Below are 17,909 nucleotides of genomic sequence, written 5' to 3' on the forward strand. Positions count from 1 at the left end.
AATGAAAGGGCAACAATGATATTATTATCTTGTGAATGATTTATTTAACATTTTCTAGTGAGGAAGCATAAATCAATGAATAGTGTAGTAAGTTTTGACAGTAGTAAATTGACTCCTTTTGTTCACGAAAACGAACTGAAGGAAATGCAAGCAATGGTTAACGCCGCTGACAAGGAATTGCGCGAAGGCACTGGTGCCGGCAAAGACTTCCGCGGCTGGCTGGACCTGCCAGTTGACTATGACAAGGACGAATTCGCCCGCATCAAGAAGGCTGCCAAGAAGATCCAAAGCGACTCTGACGTTTTGATCGGGATCGGGATCGGCGGCTCATACTTGGGTGCCCAAGCAGCCATTGAATTCTTGAACTCATCATTCTACATGGCTGAAAAGAGCGATTATCCTAAGGTTGTCTTCTGTGGTAACAGTCTGTCAGGCACTTACTTGTCAGACTTGATCAACTGGCTGGGCGATAAGGACTTCTCCTTGAACATCATCTCCAAGTCCGGTACCACCACTGAACCTTCAGTTGCCTTCCGGGTTTTGAAGGCCAAGTTGATTGAAAAGTACGGCAAGGAAGAAGCAGCCAAGCGTATTTACGCAACCACTGACCGCCAAAAGGGTGCCTTGAAGACCGAAGCTGACGCTGAAGGCTACGAAGAATTTGTAGTTCCAGATGACGTCGGCGGCCGTTTTAGCGTGTTGTCAGCTGTTGGCCTTTTGCCAATCGCTGCTGCCGGCTGCGATATCGACGCCTTGATGCAAGGTGCCGCTGACGCACGTGCTGCTTACACTGACCCTGACGTAAGCAAGGACTCACCTTACCAATACGCTGCCTTGAGAAACATCCTTTACCGCAAGGGCTACACCACTGAACTTTTGGAAAACTACGAACCAAGCATCAGAATGTTTGGCGAATGGTGGAAGCAATTGATGGGTGAATCAGAAGGCAAGGACCAAAAGGGCATCTACCCGTCAAGTGCTAACTTCACCACTGACCTGCACTCACTTGGCCAATACATCCAAGAAGGCCGCCGGAACTTGATGGAAACTGTTGTCCGCGTTGCTGGCCCACGGGCTGACGTAGAAATTCCAAACGACGAAAGCAACCTTGACCAACTGAACTTCCTGGCCGGCAAGACCATGAACTATGTCAACGACCGGGCTTACGAGGGCGTTGTTTTGGCCCACACTGACGGCGGGGTTCCAGTTATGACTGTCAACATCGCTGACCAAAGCGAACACACTTTGGGCTACTTGATCTACTGGTTCGAACTGTCAGTTGCTATCTCCGGCTACTTGAACGGGATCAACCCATTCAACCAGCCAGGGGTTGAAGCTTACAAGCGCAACATGTTCGGCCTTTTGAACAAGCCGGGCTACGAAGACTTGCACGACGAACTGGCAAGCCGCCTGTAATCTTTCGTAAATGAAACTAAGAAGAGCAAGATCCGCGGATCTTGCTCTTTTTTGTTCAATTTGATATTTTTTGGGCCAAAGATGATAAAAAATACATTAAGTGCTGCAATTTAAGGGGAGCAAAGAGAGTATTGCCTATGTTACCGCTTTAGTAAGAGGGGGTAAAGGAAGATGTCATCAAGAAAAATTGCCTTGACCGGACTTGCTTTAGCTGCTTTAACGTTAACAGCCTGCAGCAAGCAGGAGAGCAGTCAAAAGGAGCAGGATTTTAACTGGTCAGTCGGCGGGGAAATCATCACGATGGACCCGTCCAAGACCACGGACGTGGTCAGCTTCAGCCAGATGATCAATTCAATGGAAGGGCTCTACAGAAACAGCAAGGACGGGCTGATTTATACTTTCAACTTGCGCAAGTCCAAGTGGAATGATGGCACGCTCGTAACTGCCCAAGACTTTGTCTACTCCTGGCGGCGGACCGTCAATCCCAAGACTGAGGCCGAGTACTAGTATCTTTTTTCCGGGATCAAGAACGCCGATGCCATCCAAAACGGCAAAAAGCCGGTTTTCAGCCTGGAGATAAGTATAAGCTGGTCGTCACTTTAGAGAAGCGGATGGCCTATTTTAAGGACCTAATGGCCTTCCCAGTCTTTTTCCCGCAGGAGGAAAAAGCCGTCAAGAAATACGGGGACAAGCAGAGCGTCAAGCTTGACCAGATCAGCTTCACGGTCAACAAGACGGCGACTATCGCCTACAACCTCTACCAGTCAAACAAAATAGATGCCCTGGGCCTGGACTCCAATTTGACCAAGCAGTTCAAGGGCAAGAAGAACTACTACAGCCTCTCCAACGGGGGACCTACTACCTGGAACTTAATGAAAAGAACCCGAACCTGGCCAACAGCAACATCCGCAAGGCCATCTCCCTGGCCATCAACCGGGAGAACCTGATCCGGATTTTAGGCGGCAACAACCAGGTGGCCAATACTTACACAGCCAAGGGCTTGACTGAATATTACGGGGAAAACTACACCAGCATGATTTCTTCCTCGGCCAAAGACCTCTACAAGTACCAGCCAAGCAAGGCCAAGGAGTACTGGCAAAAGGGCCTGAGTGAACTCGGCAAGTCCAGCTTGACCTTGAAGCTGCGGACCAGTGACAGCGACGGGGGTAAGAAGACCGGCGAGTCCCTGCAGAGCATGCTGGAAACCCAGCGGCCAGGGCTGAAATTGATGGTCACCAGTGTTCCCTCCAAGACCCGCCTGGCCCGGCGGGAAAACTGCGAGTTCCAGATCTGCGGGTTAGACTGGATCGCCGACTTCGGTGACCCGATTTCCTTCCTGGAACTTCTGACCAGCAAGAACAGCTCCAACTATGGCTCCTGGAAAAACAGCCAGTATGACAAGCTGATTGCTGCTTCCAAGAACACCAATGACCAGGAAAAGTGAGTAAGGCGGAAAGCATCCTGCTTGACGATGTCGGGGTTTACTATGAGGACGATGCCTGGCTGATCCGGTCAAATGCCAAGGGCTGGATCTGCAAGTGGAGCGAGTGGAACTTTAAGGAAGGCTATGTGACTAAGTAATGTGATTTGAAAAGAAGAAAAAAGGCAAGCTCCAGAGGAACTTGCCTTTCGGTATTATTGCGATGTCCGGGCTCGAACCGGAACATTATGGATTCAGAGTCCACTGCCTTACCAATTTGGCTACATCGCAGTAAATCACCCGTACGAGAATTGAACTCATGACTCCACCTTGAGAGGGTAGCGTCTTAACCACTTGACCAACGGGTGAAGTTTGTGTTCGAATTACCGACATTCATTATTATGCTTTCTTTGCAAGAAAAAGTCAAGGCTCCCGGCAAAAAAAGTCTAAAATTTTTTCAGGCTGGCTTGGAAAGGCTGAAAACTGCCGTATAATATAGCTAATTGCCCGTAAGGGCCTTTTAGAAAGGAGTCACCGCTTGCTTAATTTTCCTAAAACCCAGCTGCTGATTGAAAGCATGGTTTCTGAAAGAATTGTTCCTGGAGTCAACTACGCCCTCTTAAAAGGTGACCAGGTCTTTGCCTCGACTTTGGGCTTTGCCAGCATTTATCCGGCTAAAAGCCAGCTGAGCCCTTTTGCCTACTATGACTTGGCCAGCTGCAGCAAGGTTTTGGCCACGACGGCTGCTTTCTTGCAGCTGAGGGAAGAGGGAAAGGTTGACTTTGCTGACCCCTTGCAAAAATACGTGCCGGAATTTAAGGACGGCCGGGTCTGCCTCAGCCACCTTTTGACCCACACATCTGGCATCCGGGGCTGGATCGAAAACCGGAATGCCTTATCCGGCCCGGAATTAATGAGGGCGATCGTGGGCTTGCCAGTGACCAGCGAGTTTAACCGGGTGGTCCGCTATGCAGACACCAACTTCGTCCTTTTAGGCCTGGTTTTAGAGCGGATCACGGGCAAAGCAGTCCAGGACCTGGCCAGCGAGCGGATCTTCCAGCTAGCTGGCTTGACTGAAACGACTTTTGCTCCGCCAAAAGAGGAGTGCGTGCCAACGGAACTAGTTGACGGCCAGGTCATTCAAGGCTTCGTTCATGACCCCAAGGGCCAGCAATTAGGCCGGCGGTGCGGGTCAGCTGGCCTGTTTAGTACCGTCAGCGACCTGGTCAAAATGGGCCAGGGCTATATGGGGGTCAGTGACATTTTGCCATTAAAGAAAGAAACAATCCAAGATCTCTACCAGGTCAAGACTCCGGCGGGTTTAAAAGCCCGGTCCTGGGGCTGGAACCTGGTCTTTGACCCTAAGGAAAACTATCCCATCATCTACCACACCGGTTTTACCGGCACTTTGGTCTTGTTTGACCAGGTCAAGCAGTCCGGCTTAATTCTTTTGACCAACCGGGTTCACCCTTCTCGGCACAATCAGATCTTTTTGACTATGCGCAGCCGGATCATCAACGCTTTTTTGCAGGAAAACCGCTAGCTAGAAAGAGGAGCAAAATCATATGAAATTAAGCAATAAGCAAAAGGGCTGGCTGCTTTTAGCCGTCTACGGCCTGGTCATCATCATCCTGGGCCGTTTTAACAGCCGGATGTCGCCTTATTATGCCATCACCGCTATCACGGCATTTGCCGTGGCCCTAATCGAGGGCCTGCTTTTTGCCTTTAGCAAGAACGCGACATACAAGGCGGTTGCCTTTTTTGCCGGCTTGGTTGCCTTGATCAACGTAGTCGCCGTCTTAACTACGGCAATTTAAAAAATCCCGCGGCTGACCGCGGGATTTTTATTTACTCTTTTACTTACTTGCTTTGCGTATGCTAGTTGATTCTTCTCTTCAAGACGCCCTTGTCGGCAAAGACCTGCCGCAGGTGCAGCATGGCCGTGTAGGTTGAGAGAATGTAGATCTTGTCAGTCGGCGCCTTTGCAAAAGCGGCCAACAGCTGGTCAAAGTCGCTTTCAATGATCATCTTGTCCGGGTCAAAACCGGCAACTTCCAGGCGGAAGGCCATGTCCTTGTGCCGCTCGCCGCCGACGATGACCTGGTCGATCTTGTCACGGTCCAGGCTTTCAAAGTTCCCGTCCCAGATCCAGCTGGTGTCGATGCCGTCAGCGTGGTGGGCGTTTAAGAGGGCAGCCAGGCTGTAGTGGTTCTTTTCCGTGTCCAGGAGGCTGAGGACTTCGTTTAAGCCAACCGGGTTCTTGACCAAGATGATGTTGATCTGCTTGCCCTGGTAGTGAATCAGTTCCTGGCGACCGAAGATCCGCTTGTTTTTGGCAAAAGCCGCCGCGATTTCATTGGCGGAAACGCCGAATTCTCTGGCGCAGGCAAAGGCGGCCAGGGCATTGTAGATATTGTAGGTGCCGCCGATGTTGATGGCGAATTCCTTGCCTTCAATGGTAAACTTGATCCGGCTCGGGGTCTGCTCGCTGATTTCTTCCAGCTTGTAGGTCAAATCCGGCCGCTTGTAGCCGCAGTTCGGGCAGAAGAAGTCACCCAGGTTGGCATAGGAAATTGCGTGATAGTGCAGGATATGCTCGCACTTAGGGCAGAGGACCCCGTCAGTGTTGACGTCAGCCTTGAAGTCATTTTGCGGTTTGTCCTGGTCAGTTTCAAAGCCAAAAAAGACTTTTGGATTCGGCAGGTCGACTGAAGAGAAGATGCTGGCGTCCCCGTTAGCGATGATGGTTGCATCTGGCGCCAACTTGATGCCGGCGACGATCTTTTCATAGGTCGTGTAGATCTCCCCGTAGCGGTCCATCTGGTCTCTGAAAATGTTGGTCAGAACGAAGGTCTTGGGGTGGACCAACTGGGTTACGGCCTTGACGTCGGCTTCATCGACTTCCAAAACGGCCAGTTTCCGGCTGCTTTTTTTCTGGCCATGAGCCAAAAAGGCAGTTACGATCCCCTGGGCCATGTTGGACCCGGATGGGTTGGTCAAAATATCGCCGTATTTTTCTTTCAAGGTCTGGGTGATGAGGGCCGTGGTCATGGTCTTGCCGTTGGTCCCCGTAACGATAATGGTCTCGTAGTCCTTGCCCAGCTGTTCAAGGACATTTGGGTCAAGCTTCATGGCCAGCTTGCCGGGAAAGCTGGTCCCGCCCTTTAAGACATTGTGCAGGAACCAGTAAGAGGACTTGCCGGCAAAAGTTGCGATGTTGGATTTAAAACTCATGATTAACTTCCTATTCTGTATTAAAACTATGATAAATCTTACCATAAGACGGAAAGTTTAGCGGCTAAAATGCGGATCTTTTAAACTTTTGCAAAATACACTATACTTATTTGAGCGAGATTAATACAAAGGTGGAGAATATGGCACAGTTTTTTTTCGAATACGGAGCGATGGGCAGCGGCAAGACGATTGAAATCTTGAAGGTTGCCCACAACTACGAGATTCAAGGACGCAAGGTGGCTTTATTGACTAGCAGCGTTGACACCCGGTCCGGCCGCGGCGTGGTGGCTTCCCGGATCGGGCTCAGCCGCAGCGCCCAGCCGATTGAGCCGGACCTGGACCTCTTTGACTACATCACGGCTTTGAACCAGCAAGAGCAGGAGTCTGACGGCCACCCCTTAGCGGCGGTCTTGATCGATGAGGCCCAGTTCTTAAAAAAGGCCCAGGTCATCCAGTGTGCCCGGGTCGTGGATGACTTGCACATTCCGGTGATGGCCTTTGGCCTGAAGAATGATTTTCAGAACCATCTTTTTGAAGGCAGTGAGTATCTTTTGCTTTATGCTGATAAAATAGAAGAGATAAAGACAATTTGCCACTTTTGCGGGCACAAGGCAACCATGGCTCTGCGCTACAAGGACGGTTTGCCCGTCTATGAGGGCGAGCAGGTGCAGATTGGCGGCGACGAGGCTTACTACCCGGTCTGCCGCTTCCACTATTTCCAACCCGATCAGGCAAGAGACTAGTTTTTATTGGAAGGATTGATTAAATGGATAATGTAATGGCACAGCTGGAAAGCTTGGAAGTGCGCTATGAAGAAATTCAGGAAATGATGGCCGACCCGGAAGTCATCGCTGATACCAAGCGCTACATGGAAATTACCAAGGAAGAAGCTGACATGCGGGAAGTCGTGCAGAAGTTCCGCAAGTTCAAGGCCGACAAAGAAGAAATTGCCGGCAACAAGGAAATCATCGCTGACGGTTCAGACCCTGAGCTGGTTGAAATGGCCAAGATGGAAAACTCTGAGCTGGAAGATGAAATCAGCCAGCTGGAAGATGAAATCAAGATCTTGATGCTGCCAAAGGACCCTAACGATGACAAGGACATCATCATGGAAATCCGGGGGGCAGCCGGCGGGGATGAAGCTTCCCTGTTCGCGGGCGACCTGCTGCGGATGTATGAAAAGTACGCGGAAAACCAGGGCTGGAATGTTTCTATCGTCGACAGCGAACAAACTGAAGTTGGCGGCTACAAGCGGGTGGCAATCATGATTACTGGTAACAAGGTCTACTCCAAGCTGAAATATGAAAACGGGGCCCACCGGGTGCAGCGGATCCCAGTAACTGAATCAGCCGGCCGGGTGCACACTTCAACTGCTACCGTTGCCGTCATGCCAGAATATGAACAGGTTGACATTGACCTTGATCCAAAGGAAATCCGGGTGGACGTCTACCGGTCATCCGGTGCGGGCGGTCAGCACATCAACAAGACTTCCAGTGCCGTCAGAATGACCCACTTGCCAACCGGTATCGTGGTTGCCATGCAGGACCAGCGGTCCCAGCAGCAAAACCGGGCCAAGGCTATGGAAATTTTGAAGTCCCGGGTTTACGACTACTACGAAAGCCAGAACCGGGACAAGTACGACGCCAAGCGGAAGAACGCGGTCGGCACCGGTGACCGGTCAGAAAGAATCAGAACCTACAACTACCCGCAAAACCGGGTGACTGACCACCGGATCGGCCTCACTTTGAACAAATTGGACCGGATCATGAACGGGGAACTGGACGAAGTCATCGATGCTTTGACGGTTTACTACCAAACCAAGCAATTAGAGGAGCTGGCAGAAAATGCATAAGAGTTTACGAGAAATGCGGATTGAGGCCAGTGAACTGGCTGAAAGCGCACGGAGCGAGGAAATCGACTTTCTTTTGGCTGAGCGGCTGGGCCTGACGCCAAGCCAGTTTCAGCTTAAGCAGGACATGGAATTGTCTGACGCTGAAGTCAAGCAGGCCAGAAAGGACATGAAGCGCCTGGCTAAAGGGGACTCACCCCAGTATATCCTGGGCTATGCCTGGTTTTTAGGCTACCGCTTGCGGGTGGCCAAAGGCGTGCTGATTCCCCGCTTTGAAACTGAGGAACTGGTTGAATGGGCCCTAGCGCACTTACAAGACGGCGACACTGTCCTTGACCTGGGGACTGGGTCAGGCAATATTACGGTGGCCCTGGCCAAGGAAGCTGAAAGCAAGGGGATCAAGGACCTGCATTTTTACGCCAGTGACGTTAAGGACACCCCGCTCAGAATCAGTGAAGAGAACTTTTTGGACTACGGCCTGGACGTAACCACCCGCAAGGCCAATGTTTTGCTGGGCCTGGGTAAGTTTGACTTGATCATTTCCAACCCGCCTTATATCAAGCCCAGCGAGAAGAACGTTATGGACAAGGGCGTTCTGGCCAATGAGCCGGAAGAAGCCCTGTTTGGCGGCCAGGATGGCCTGGCCTTTTACCGTAAGTTCGCTGAAGAAGTTAGAGACCACTTAAACTCGGGCGGCCGCTTCTTCATGGAATTCGGCTTTAGCGAGGAAGATGAGCTGAAGGCCCTGTTTGCCGAAAAATTGCCGGACTTTAAGGTGGAATTCCGCCGGGACATGGCCGGCAAGCCGCGGATGCTGTTTGGGGAGTGGAAGAAATAATGGAAACCAAGATTTTTAAACGGGAACAATTGGATGAAGCAGTCAGCCTGCTTAGGGAAGGGGAATTAGTTGCCTTTCCGACTGAAACTGTCTATGGCCTGGGGGCTTTGGCCACCCGGGACGATTCAGTCAAAAAGGTCTACGCGGCCAAAGGTCGGCCTAGCGACAACCCCTTGATCGTGACCGTGGCTGACGAAGCCATGATGCGCCCTTACGCTAAGGAAGTGCCGGAGCGGGCGGAGAAGTTGATCAAGCACTTTTGGCCAGGTCCCTTGACCATCCTGCTTTTAGCTAAAGAAGGGGCCCTGCCGGAATCTGCAACCGGGGGCCTGCCAACGGTTGCCTTCCGCTGCCCGGATGACCAGCTGACTCATGACTTGATCGCCAAGCTTGGCTACCCGATCGTCGGGCCTTCCGCCAACACCTCTACTAAGCCGAGCCCAACCACGGCCCAGCACGTCTACCACGACTTAAAGGGCAAGATCGCTGGAATCGTTGATGGCGGCGAGACTGAAGTGGGCCTGGAATCAACCATCGTTGACCTTTCGGTTAACCCAGCAGTTGTTTTGCGGCCGGGCAAGATTACGCCAGAAGAGATCAGCCAGGTCTTGGGCGAAGAAGTTTTGATCAACCGGGGCCAGGTAAGTGACAAGGACGTGCCGAAGGCGCCAGGGATGAAATACCGCCACTACGCGCCAAGTGCCCAGGTTTACGTGGTCGACCAGGCGGAAACTTTTGCTAAGCTAGACCTGGATGTTTCCTGCGGAGTCATGGCAACTAGTGACCTTTTGGAAAACTTACCTGTACCTGAGGAAAATAAGTTCAATTTAGGCAAAAATCTGACGGAGGCTGACCACAACCTGTTTGCCGGCCTGCGCTATTTTGACGACCGGCCAGAAATTAAAAGTATTTATGTAGAGGGCTTTGACCAGGGTGAGGAAAGTCTGGCCTACATGAACCGTTTAAACAAGGCTGCCGGCGGTCATCATGTCTAATCTGGACGATTTAATGTTTTAAAAAAGAAATTGCTTTAAACCATTTCCTTTTTTATTTATAATAGAGACGATATGGTATTTTTGAATGGAGGAACTATATGGGAAAGTTCACTGTGTTAAACCATCCATTGATTCAGCACAAGCTGACGATCATTCGCCGCAAGGAAACTGGATCAAATGAATTTCGGAGAATCGTTGGCGAAATCGCCGGTTTGATGACCTACGAAATCACCCGCGACCTGCCTTTGCAAGACGTTGAAATCGAAACGCCAATGGGCAAGACGGTGCAAAAGGAACTGGCCGGCAAGAAATTGACTATCGTGCCGATCCTGCGTGCTGGCATGGGCATGGTCAACGGGGTTTTGGAAATGATTCCGTCAGCCAAGGTCGGCGTCGTTGGCATGTACCGCGACGAAGAAACCTTGAAGCCGGTAGAATACTTCTTCAAGGTTCCTAAGGATGTTACTGAACGTGAATGCCTGGTCGTTGACCCGATGCTGGCTACTGGCGGTTCCGCCAACCTGGCCATCGAAGCTTTGAAGAAGCGGGGCGTGACCGACATTAAGCTGGCCGTCCTGGTTGCTGCGCCGGAAGGCGTCAAGGCGGTGCAAGATGAACACCCGGACGTTGACATTTACGCGGCTGCCCTTGACGACAAGCTGCTGCCAAACGGCTACATCTTCCCAGGTTTAGGGGATGCAGGTGACCGGATCTTTGGGACTAAATAATTAAAAAAGTCGCTATAAAAGCGATTACAAAAATTCCAATTAATTTTTATTGGTGTACAATAAATGATGTGTTCGAAGAATTCAGCACAAGAAGGGAGGTCACGAAGAATTGGAGAAATCACTTGTCTTCAATATTAACGGTACCGGACTGAACGTCGACTTGGTCGGCATTATCGGTTCGACCTTGATGGCAATTGTGGTTTTTGCCATTTGTTACGCTCTTTCACGTAAAGTTGAAATGAAACCGAACAAGAAACAAAATGTCCTGGAATACCTGATCGATTTTACCGACGGGATTGTCAAGGATAACGTCGAAGACCCGGCTGCGCAAAAACATCTGTCTCTTTACGCCTTTGTTTTGTTCCTTTTCATTTTCTGCATGAATCAACTAGGGTTGTTCTTGGAAGTGAAAGTCGGTGACTATATGGTCATCAAATCACCAACTGCTGATCCAGTGACGACGATGTCGTTCGCGATGATGACCTTGCTTCTGGCATTTACCTTAGGGATTCAGAAATTTGGCACGAAAGGCTACCTGCAGAACTATGCACGTCCTGTCGGTTTTCTTTTGCCGATTAACATCATTGAAGAATTTACCAACTTCTTGACGTTATCGCTGCGTCTCTACGGTAATATCTTTGCGGGTGAAGTCCTGCTGACCCTGATCGGGAACCAGCTGGGGCCAAGCATGGGGATTGTAACCAGAATCCTGGCTGCGCCGCTCGCAATGATCTGGCAAGGTTTCTCTGTCTTCATTGGCTCTATCCAGGCGTATGTTTTTGTAACCCTTTCTATGGTTTATATTGGCAATAAGGTTACACAAGAATAATTTTTCGGAGGTTTTATTATGACTACAGGTTTAAAGGATTTAGCTGCTGCACTTGTTGCTGGTCTTGCTGCTTTGGCTGCTTCATTGGGGAACGGTAAGGTTATCTCAAAGACGATCGAAGGCATCGCCCGCCAACCAGAAAGTGCTGGTAACTTGAGAGCAACTATGTTCATCGGTGTTGGTTTGATCGAAGCCGTTCCAATCCTGGCTATCGTTATCGCTTTCTTGATTTTGTTCCTGTAATTAACCAGTCGTTAAATTACATTAGTTACTAAATTGAGAGAGAAGGATTGTTGATGGAATTTCAACCAGTATTCGCCGGCGCTGAAATCTCAATCATTAATACCCTTTGGTATTTAATAGTATTCAGTATCCTTTTGCTGGCCGTCAAGCATTATGCCTGGGGCCCGGTAAAGGACATGATGGAGAAGCGCCGTCAGAAAGTCATTGATGACTTGGATCAAGCTGCTAGCGACCGCAAGAAGGCTGAAATTTTGGCCAATGAACGGGAAGCAGCCTTGAAGAATTCAAGACAAGAAGCAACCCAGATCCTCTCTGTTGCCAAGAGTAATGCGCAAAAGACCGGCAAGCAAATCGTCAGCGAAGCCAAGGCTGAAGCTTCCGCTATCCGGGAAAGGGCCAAGGCTGATGCAGCGCAAGCTAAAAGTGACGCCTTGAACGAAGCCCGCAACGAAGTCGCTGATCTTTCTGTGACGATTGCGGAAAAGGTAATTGCTAAGAACTTATCTGCTGCTGATCAAAAAGATTTAGTTGATCAGTTCATTAAGGGGTTGAACGATTAATGGCCTTAAGTAGAGAAGAAACGGCAAGACGCTACGGAACAGCGATCTTTGATTTTGCCAAAGACAGCGGCAAGACTGAGCTCATGTACAGCGAACTGACTGAATTGAAGAAGGCAGTTCAAGCAGAGCCCCGTTTTGTCCAGGTTCTGAGCAATCCTGTTTTGGACGTCAAGCAAAAGGAAAGTCTTTTGACGGCGGTTGAACAGGGCTTTTCTGCAGAGCTTCAAGAAGTTTTAAACTTCTTGCTTAGCTATGATCGTTTTGACAACTTGGTTGACATCATTGACTACTACATTCACCTGTACAATGCTGCCAACCACATCGGAACGGGTGTCGCTAAGACTGCATTGAAGCCAGATGAAGATCAGCTGCAGCGCCTTGCGAACAGCTATGCCAAGAAATATGGCTTGCAGGCACTTCATCTTGAAAATGAAGTTGATCCAGAAATTATCGGCGGCGTGGTCCTTGAGGTTGAAGGCCGCGTGATCGATGGCTCAGTAAAGCATCGATTGGAGAAAATCCGCGCCATGTTAACAAAGTAAGTATTATAAAGAGGTGAAACCATTGAGCATTAAAGCGGAAGAAATCAGCTCTTTAATCAAGCAGCAACTTGAACACTACGACGATAAGCTGGACATCGAGGAAGTCGGTGTCGTAACTTACGTCGGCGATGGTATCGCCCGCGCTCACGGCTTGAACAATGTCTTGTCAAGTGAGCTTTTGCAGTTCGACAATGGTGCCTACGGTATCGCCCAAAACTTGGAAAGCAATGATGTCGGTATCATCATTCTGGGCAAGTTTGACGACATCCGTGAAGGCGATCGCGTGAAGCGAACTGGCCGGATTATGGAAGTTCCAGTTGGGGATGCTTTGATTGGCCGGGTTGTGAATCCACTTGGCCAGCCAGTTGACGGCTTAGGCGAAATCAAGACTGACAAGACTCGGCCAATCGAGTCAAAGGCGCCAGGCGTTATGCAGCGTCAGTCAGTTAACCAGCCTTTGCAAACTGGTATTAAGGCCATTGATGCGCTGGTGCCAATTGGCCGTGGTCAGCGTGAGCTGGTCATCGGTGACCGTAAGACTGGTAAGACCAGTTTAGCGATCGACACCATTTTGAACCAAAAAGGGCAGGACGTAATTTGTATTTACGTCTCAATTGGTCAAAAGGAATCAACTGTCAGAGCACAAGTTGAAACCTTGAAGAAGCTTGGGGCGATGGACTACACCATCGTGGTTGAAGCTGGTCCTTCAGAACCGGCACCAATGCTTTACATCGCGCCATATTCCGGGACCGCGATGGGGGAAGAATTCATGTACGCCGGCAAGGACGTCCTGGTTGTCTTTGACGACTTGTCCAAGCAGGCGGTTGCCTACCGTGAACTTTCCCTGCTGCTTCGCCGGCCACCTGGCCGTGAAGCCTACCCAGGTGACGTCTTCTACCTGCACTCACGTTTGTTGGAACGGAGTGCCAAGCTGAGCAAGGAACTGGGCGGCGGCTCATTGACTGCCCTGCCATTCATTCAGACTGAAGCCGGGGACATCTCCGCCTACATTCCAACCAACGTTATTTCCATCACTGACGGACAGATCTTCTTGCAAAGTGACCTGTTCTTCTCCGGTACGCGCCCAGCCATCGACGCCGGGGCTTCTGTTTCCCGTGTCGGCGGGGCCGCGCAGATCCCAGCCATGAAGAAGGTTGCTGGTACTTTGCGGACCGACCTGGCTTCATACCGGGAACTGGAAAGCTTTGCCCAGTTCGGCAGTGATCTGGACCAGGCAACGCAAGCCAAGCTGGCCCGCGGCCGGCGGACCGTCGAAGTATTGAAGCAGCCGCTGCACAAGCTGGTTGCCGTTGAAAAGCAGGTTGTCCTGCTTTACGCTTTGACCCATGGCTTTATGGACGCGGTGCCAGTCGATGATATTGCTCGCTTTGAACAAGAACTTTACACCGACTTTGACGCCAACCATGCTGATCTGTTAGCTGAAATCAAGTCAACTGGCAAATTGCCAGATGAAAACAAGCTTCAAGAAGCTCTTCAACAATTTGCATCCAGCTTCTCATCAAGTAACAAATAGGAGGTAGACTATGCCTGCATCTTTACTTGAATTGAAGAAGAGAATTGCTTCTGTCAAGCAAACGAGTAAGATTACTGAAGCCATGCACATGGTTTCAGCGGCTAAACTGAATCAGACTGAAAAAAGAGACAAGGGCTACCAGGAATACAATCAGCTGCTGCACCAAACCGTGTCCCGGCTGATGAGTGCCAGCGTGATCGACTACTTGAACAAGGATAATTACCGCCTGACGCAAGACAACATTGACTCCATCGACTACGATGATGTCTTTGGGATGGGGATCATTTCTGATATGATCAAGCCTCGTGAGGAAGTTCACTCCGTGGGCTACCTGGTAGTTACCGGTGACCGTGGTCTGGTCGGCTCCTACAACAGCTCAGTCATCAAGCATATGATGAGCCTGGTAGCTGACGAAAAGCTGCAGGGCAGAGAGTCCAAGATCCTGTCAGTCGGCAGCGTTGGCTCCCAGTTCTTCAAGAAGAACAATCTGAACGTTGTCTACGAAAAAGACGGCGTTTCAGACGTGCCAACCTTCAAGGAAACCCTGCCAATCGTCTCAACGGCGATCAAGATGTACTTGAACGGCGTTTATGACGAACTGTATGTTTGCTACACTCACCACGTGAATTCTTTGTCCTCAGCCTTCCGGGTCGAAAAGATGCTGCCGATCGTCGACCTTGACATCGGGACCATGGGAGCCAAGGAAAGCAAGAAGATTGAATTCGAAGTTGCCCCTGACATTGACAGCGTTTTGGCAACCTTACTGCCGCAATTCGCGCGGGCGGAAATCTATGGCGCCATTTTGGACGCCAAGACCGCCGAACACGCAAGTTCAATGACGGCCATGAAGAGTGCCACGGACAATGCCAAGGACCTTGTTTCTAGTCTTAGTTTGCAAATGAACCGTGCAAGACAAGCACAAATCACTACTGAATTGACTGAAATCGTCAGTGGTGCGAATGCACTTGAATAAGAGAAAAGGAGGTAGAAGTTTGAGTCAAGGTGAAATCGTTCAAGTAATCGGCCCTGTTGTCGACGTCAAGTTTCCAATTGGCAAAGACCTGCCAGACATCAACAATGCCTTGAAGGTCATCAAGTCAGACGACGACTCGATTATCCTTGAAGTTACTCTTGAACAAGGCGATGGCGTTTTGCGCTGCATCGCGATGGAATCTACCGATGGCCTTCGTCGTGGGATGAAGGTTGAAGATACTGGGAGCTCAATTTCCGTGCCAGTTGGCCCGGATACCTTGGGCCGGGTCTTCAACGTTTTAGGTCAACCGATTGATGGTGGTTCAGAATTTCCAGCTGACCACCCTCGCTCCGGGATCCACAAAGAAGCACCTAAGTATGATGAATTAACTACTAGCCGTGAAATCCTGGAAACCGGGATCAAAGTTATCGACTTGTTGGAACCATATCTTCGTGGTGGTAAGGTCGGTCTGTTCGGTGGTGCCGGGGTCGGCAAGACCACGATCATCCAGGAATTGATTCACAACATTGCCCAGGAACACAACGGTATTTCCGTCTTCACCGGTGTCGGGGAAAGAACCCGTGAAGGTAACGACCTTTACTTCGAAATGAAGGCATCTGGCGTTTTAGACAAGACCGCCATGGTCTTCGGGCAGATGAACGAGCCGCCTGGTGCCAGAATGCGGGTCGCTTTGACCGGTTTGACGATCGCTGAGTACTTCAGAGACGTTGAAGGCCAGGACGTGCTGCTCTTCATCGACAATATCTTCCGGTTTACCCAGGCCGGTTCTGAAGTTTCCGCCTTGCTGGGCCGGATTCCTAGTGCCGTTGGTTACCAGCCAACTTTGGCAACGGAAATGGGTCAATTGCAAGAAAGAATCACTTCCACTAAGAAGGGGTCAATCACCTCTATCCAAGCCGTTTACGTTCCAGCCGACGACTACACTGACCCTGCGCCAGCGACTACTTTCGCCCACCTGGACGCGACGACCAACTTGGAACGTAGCTTGGTAGAACAAGGTATCTACCCGGCCGTTGACCCACTTGAATCAACTTCCAGTGCCCTGGACCCTGAAGTTGTCGGCCAGGAACACTACGACGTTGCGACCCGGGTTCAGCATATCCTGCAACGTTACCGCGAACTGCAAGACATCATCTCCGTTTTGGGTATGGATGAATTGTCAGATGAAGAAAAGCTGATCGTTGCCCGGGCACGTAGGATTCAGTTCTTCCTGTCACAAAACTTCTTTGTTGCCGAAGTCTTTACCGGTGTTCCAGGCTCATACGTTCCAATCAAGGAAACGATCAAGGGCTTCAAGATGATCCTCGACGGCCATCTTGACGACTTGCCTGAAGATGCCTTCAGAGGCGTTGGCCCGATCGAAGACGTTTTGAAGAAGGCGCAAAAGATGGGGGTTACCCCAAGCGATCCGGAAGCAAAAGCCTTATTAGAAAAGTAGGTTGATGCATCATGGCAGAAGCAGAGAAACTGTTTAAGATCAATATCGTTACGCCAAACGGGTTAATCTATTCTCACCGTGGCAGCTCCGTCTCAATGCGGGCTATTGACGGCGACCGGCAGATTTTGTACAACCACCTGCCGATTTTAACTCCGCTGACAATTGGTGAAGTCCGGGTTCAACGCGGCGCCGATGTCGACCACAAGGTTGATCACATCACCGTCAGCGGGGGGATCATCGAATTCGCCAACAATGTGGCAACGATTATTGCTGACAGCGCAGAACGCGCGCGCAACATTGACCTCAGTCGGGCTGAAGCTGCCAAGCAGCGGGCCGAGGCGCTCATCAAGGAAGCCAAGGAAAAGCACGACGAGCAGTTATTGGAGCGGGCTCAAATTGCTTTGCGGCGGGCTGTAAACCGGATTCACGTTTACGACGAGCTGCACAAATAAGGGAAAAGAGCGGAATAAATCCGCTCTTTTTTTATGGTAGATTTTATTATGAGACAACTTGGAATTCACGCAATCATCAGCTTGGTGATCTACTTTGTTTGCATTGCCTTAGCCTTTCAGGCGATCAAAGCCGTCAGAATTGAGAAAATCATTCGGACCAGTCGGGTATTTGAAGCCCAGGTCTTCTTGATTTTTACGGCGATTGCCCTGGGCTATACGGTCGGCCAATTTTTGATCGCCTTGATAGATACTTCATTACAATTGTCTAACCTGTTTTAAAGAATAGGTTAAAGCTAAGCGGAAGCCGCTATACAGAGCGCTTTTATGGTACAATTAAAATTAATATGTTATGGAGGAAATAGACGTGTCAAAAGATATTGGTATTGATTTGGGGACCGCGAACGTTTTGATCAACGTTTCCGGCAAGGGCATTGTGATCGACGAGCCATCTGTTGTTGCCGTGGATACGAACACCAACAAGGTGGTCGCTGTCGGCACTGAAGCTTATGAAATGGTTGGCCGTACTCCTGGCAACATCCGCGTTATCCGGCCTTTGAAGGACGGGGTAATTGCTGATTTTGACATTACTGAAGCCATGCTGAGCTACTTTATTGAGAAGCTGAACGTCAAGGGCTTCATGAGCAAGCCGAACATTCTGGTCTGCACCCCGACTGGCGTAACTTCAATTGAGCAAAAGGCCATCATCCAAGCCGCGGAAAAGTCGGGCGGCGGCAAGGTCTACCTGGACTATGAGCCAAAGGTAGCTGCCGTTGGTGCCGGCCTGGACATTTTCAAGCCGCAAGGTAACATGGTCATCGACATCGGCGGGGGGGCGGC

The 17,909-nt window shown here is 50.3% G+C and carries 18 protein-coding genes, 2 tRNA genes and 2 pseudogenes; 19 read left to right on the forward strand and 3 right to left on the reverse strand.

The features are described 5' to 3' along the window. Positions 1-75: 75 nt before the first annotated feature. Both FD23_RS00660 and FD23_RS11015 read left to right on the forward strand, forming a co-directional pair. Positions 76-1,416, forward strand: coding sequence for a glucose-6-phosphate isomerase (locus FD23_RS00660; protein ID WP_025895174.1), 1,341 nt, complete (start codon positions 76-78; stop codon positions 1,414-1,416). Positions 1,417-1,587: 171 nt separating this feature from the next. Next, positions 1,588-2,997, forward strand: a pseudogene (locus tag FD23_RS11015) (peptide ABC transporter substrate-binding protein). Between the two features lie 57 nt (positions 2,998-3,054). Here FD23_RS11015 and FD23_RS00670 read toward each other — a convergent pair. Together FD23_RS00670 and FD23_RS00675 are read right to left on the reverse strand one after the other, a co-directional pair. Further along, positions 3,055-3,127 (reverse strand) — tRNA-Gln (locus FD23_RS00670). A 5-nt stretch (positions 3,128-3,132) separates the two neighbouring features. Next, positions 3,133-3,204, reverse strand: a tRNA-Glu gene (locus tag FD23_RS00675). A gap of 170 nt (positions 3,205-3,374) precedes the next feature. Here FD23_RS00675 and FD23_RS00680 point away from each other — a divergent pair. Together FD23_RS00680 and FD23_RS00685 are read left to right on the forward strand one after the other, a co-directional pair. Beyond that, on the forward strand, positions 3,375-4,379 hold the full coding sequence (locus tag FD23_RS00680; RefSeq protein ID WP_052933607.1) for a serine hydrolase domain-containing protein: 1,005 nt from the start codon (positions 3,375-3,377) through the stop codon (positions 4,377-4,379). Between the two features lie 22 nt (positions 4,380-4,401). Then, positions 4,402-4,653 carry a hypothetical protein gene (locus FD23_RS00685; protein ID WP_002880053.1) on the forward strand — a complete coding sequence of 84 codons (252 nt, stop codon included), beginning with the start codon at positions 4,402-4,404 and terminating at the stop codon, positions 4,651-4,653. 61 nt (positions 4,654-4,714) lie between these two features. On the opposite strand, the gene FD23_RS00690 is transcribed toward FD23_RS00685, so the two are convergent. Continuing rightward, on the reverse strand, positions 4,715-6,070 hold the full coding sequence (locus FD23_RS00690) for a Mur ligase family protein (protein WP_052933608.1): 1,356 nt from the start codon (positions 6,068-6,070) through the stop codon (positions 4,715-4,717). A gap of 140 nt (positions 6,071-6,210) precedes the next feature. Between FD23_RS00690 and FD23_RS00695 the strand changes: the two genes are divergently transcribed. The 15 genes and pseudogenes from FD23_RS00695 to FD23_RS10075 form a co-directional block, all read left to right on the forward strand. Next, complete coding sequence (locus FD23_RS00695; RefSeq protein WP_025895167.1) at positions 6,211-6,813, forward strand: thymidine kinase; 603 nt, start codon at positions 6,211-6,213, stop codon at positions 6,811-6,813. Between the two features lie 23 nt (positions 6,814-6,836). Then, the gene (prfA, locus tag FD23_RS00700; RefSeq protein WP_003617391.1) at positions 6,837-7,922 is read left to right on the forward strand and encodes a peptide chain release factor 1; all 1,086 of its coding nucleotides are present in this window, start codon (positions 6,837-6,839) and stop codon (positions 7,920-7,922) included. Next, the gene (gene prmC, locus FD23_RS00705; RefSeq protein WP_003613581.1) at positions 7,915-8,757 is read left to right on the forward strand and encodes a peptide chain release factor N(5)-glutamine methyltransferase; all 843 of its coding nucleotides are present in this window, start codon (positions 7,915-7,917) and stop codon (positions 8,755-8,757) included. Before prfA ends, prmC begins: the two co-directional genes overlap by 8 nt. After that, positions 8,757-9,752: an L-threonylcarbamoyladenylate synthase gene (locus FD23_RS00710; protein WP_002880061.1), complete on the forward strand. Its 996-nt coding sequence runs from the start codon at positions 8,757-8,759 to the stop codon at positions 9,750-9,752. Before prmC ends, FD23_RS00710 begins: the two co-directional genes overlap by 1 nt. Before the next feature lie 98 nt (positions 9,753-9,850). Further along, the gene (gene upp, locus FD23_RS00715; protein WP_002880062.1) at positions 9,851-10,480 is read left to right on the forward strand and encodes a uracil phosphoribosyltransferase; all 630 of its coding nucleotides are present in this window, start codon (positions 9,851-9,853) and stop codon (positions 10,478-10,480) included. A 109-nt stretch (positions 10,481-10,589) separates the two neighbouring features. Further along, a complete protein-coding gene (atpB, locus tag FD23_RS00720) occupies positions 10,590-11,309 on the forward strand; it encodes a F0F1 ATP synthase subunit A (RefSeq protein WP_025895164.1) in 720 nt (239 codons plus the stop codon). A gap of 18 nt (positions 11,310-11,327) precedes the next feature. Further along, positions 11,328-11,552, forward strand: a complete 225-nt coding sequence (gene atpE, locus FD23_RS00725; protein WP_025895163.1) for a F0F1 ATP synthase subunit C — start codon at positions 11,328-11,330, stop codon at positions 11,550-11,552. A 53-nt stretch (positions 11,553-11,605) separates the two neighbouring features. Then, positions 11,606-12,112 (forward strand): F0F1 ATP synthase subunit B, encoded by a 507-nt coding sequence (atpF, locus tag FD23_RS00730; protein ID WP_013439309.1) that lies wholly within the window; start codon positions 11,606-11,608, stop codon positions 12,110-12,112. After that, the gene (gene atpH / locus FD23_RS00735) at positions 12,112-12,654 is read left to right on the forward strand and encodes an ATP synthase F1 subunit delta (RefSeq protein WP_025895162.1); all 543 of its coding nucleotides are present in this window, start codon (positions 12,112-12,114) and stop codon (positions 12,652-12,654) included. The genes atpF and atpH overlap by 1 nt, the downstream gene beginning before the upstream one ends. Positions 12,655-12,676: 22 nt before the next feature. Further along, on the forward strand, positions 12,677-14,188 hold the full coding sequence (atpA, locus tag FD23_RS00740) for a F0F1 ATP synthase subunit alpha (protein ID WP_002880068.1): 1,512 nt from the start codon (positions 12,677-12,679) through the stop codon (positions 14,186-14,188). A 10-nt stretch (positions 14,189-14,198) separates the two neighbouring features. Next, a complete protein-coding gene (locus FD23_RS00745) occupies positions 14,199-15,161 on the forward strand; it encodes a F0F1 ATP synthase subunit gamma (protein WP_025895161.1) in 963 nt (320 codons plus the stop codon). Further along, positions 15,148-16,620, forward strand: coding sequence for a F0F1 ATP synthase subunit beta (gene atpD, locus FD23_RS00750; protein WP_277986513.1), 1,473 nt, complete (start codon positions 15,148-15,150; stop codon positions 16,618-16,620). The genes FD23_RS00745 and atpD overlap by 14 nt, the downstream gene beginning before the upstream one ends. A gap of 11 nt (positions 16,621-16,631) precedes the next feature. Next, positions 16,632-17,072 (forward strand): F0F1 ATP synthase subunit epsilon, encoded by a 441-nt coding sequence (locus tag FD23_RS00755; RefSeq protein ID WP_025895159.1) that lies wholly within the window; start codon positions 16,632-16,634, stop codon positions 17,070-17,072. A gap of 48 nt (positions 17,073-17,120) precedes the next feature. Then, entirely contained in the window at positions 17,121-17,351 is a 231-nt protein-coding gene (locus tag FD23_RS00760; protein ID WP_004560494.1) for a DUF1146 family protein, read from the forward strand. An 85-nt stretch (positions 17,352-17,436) separates the two neighbouring features. After that, positions 17,437-17,909, forward strand: a pseudogene (locus FD23_RS10075) (rod shape-determining protein); the annotation flags it as partial.

It is taken from the genome of Lactobacillus delbrueckii subsp. delbrueckii DSM 20074 = JCM 1012, from assembly GCF_001433875.1.
Lineage (GTDB): Bacteria > Bacillota > Bacilli > Lactobacillales > Lactobacillaceae > Lactobacillus > Lactobacillus delbrueckii.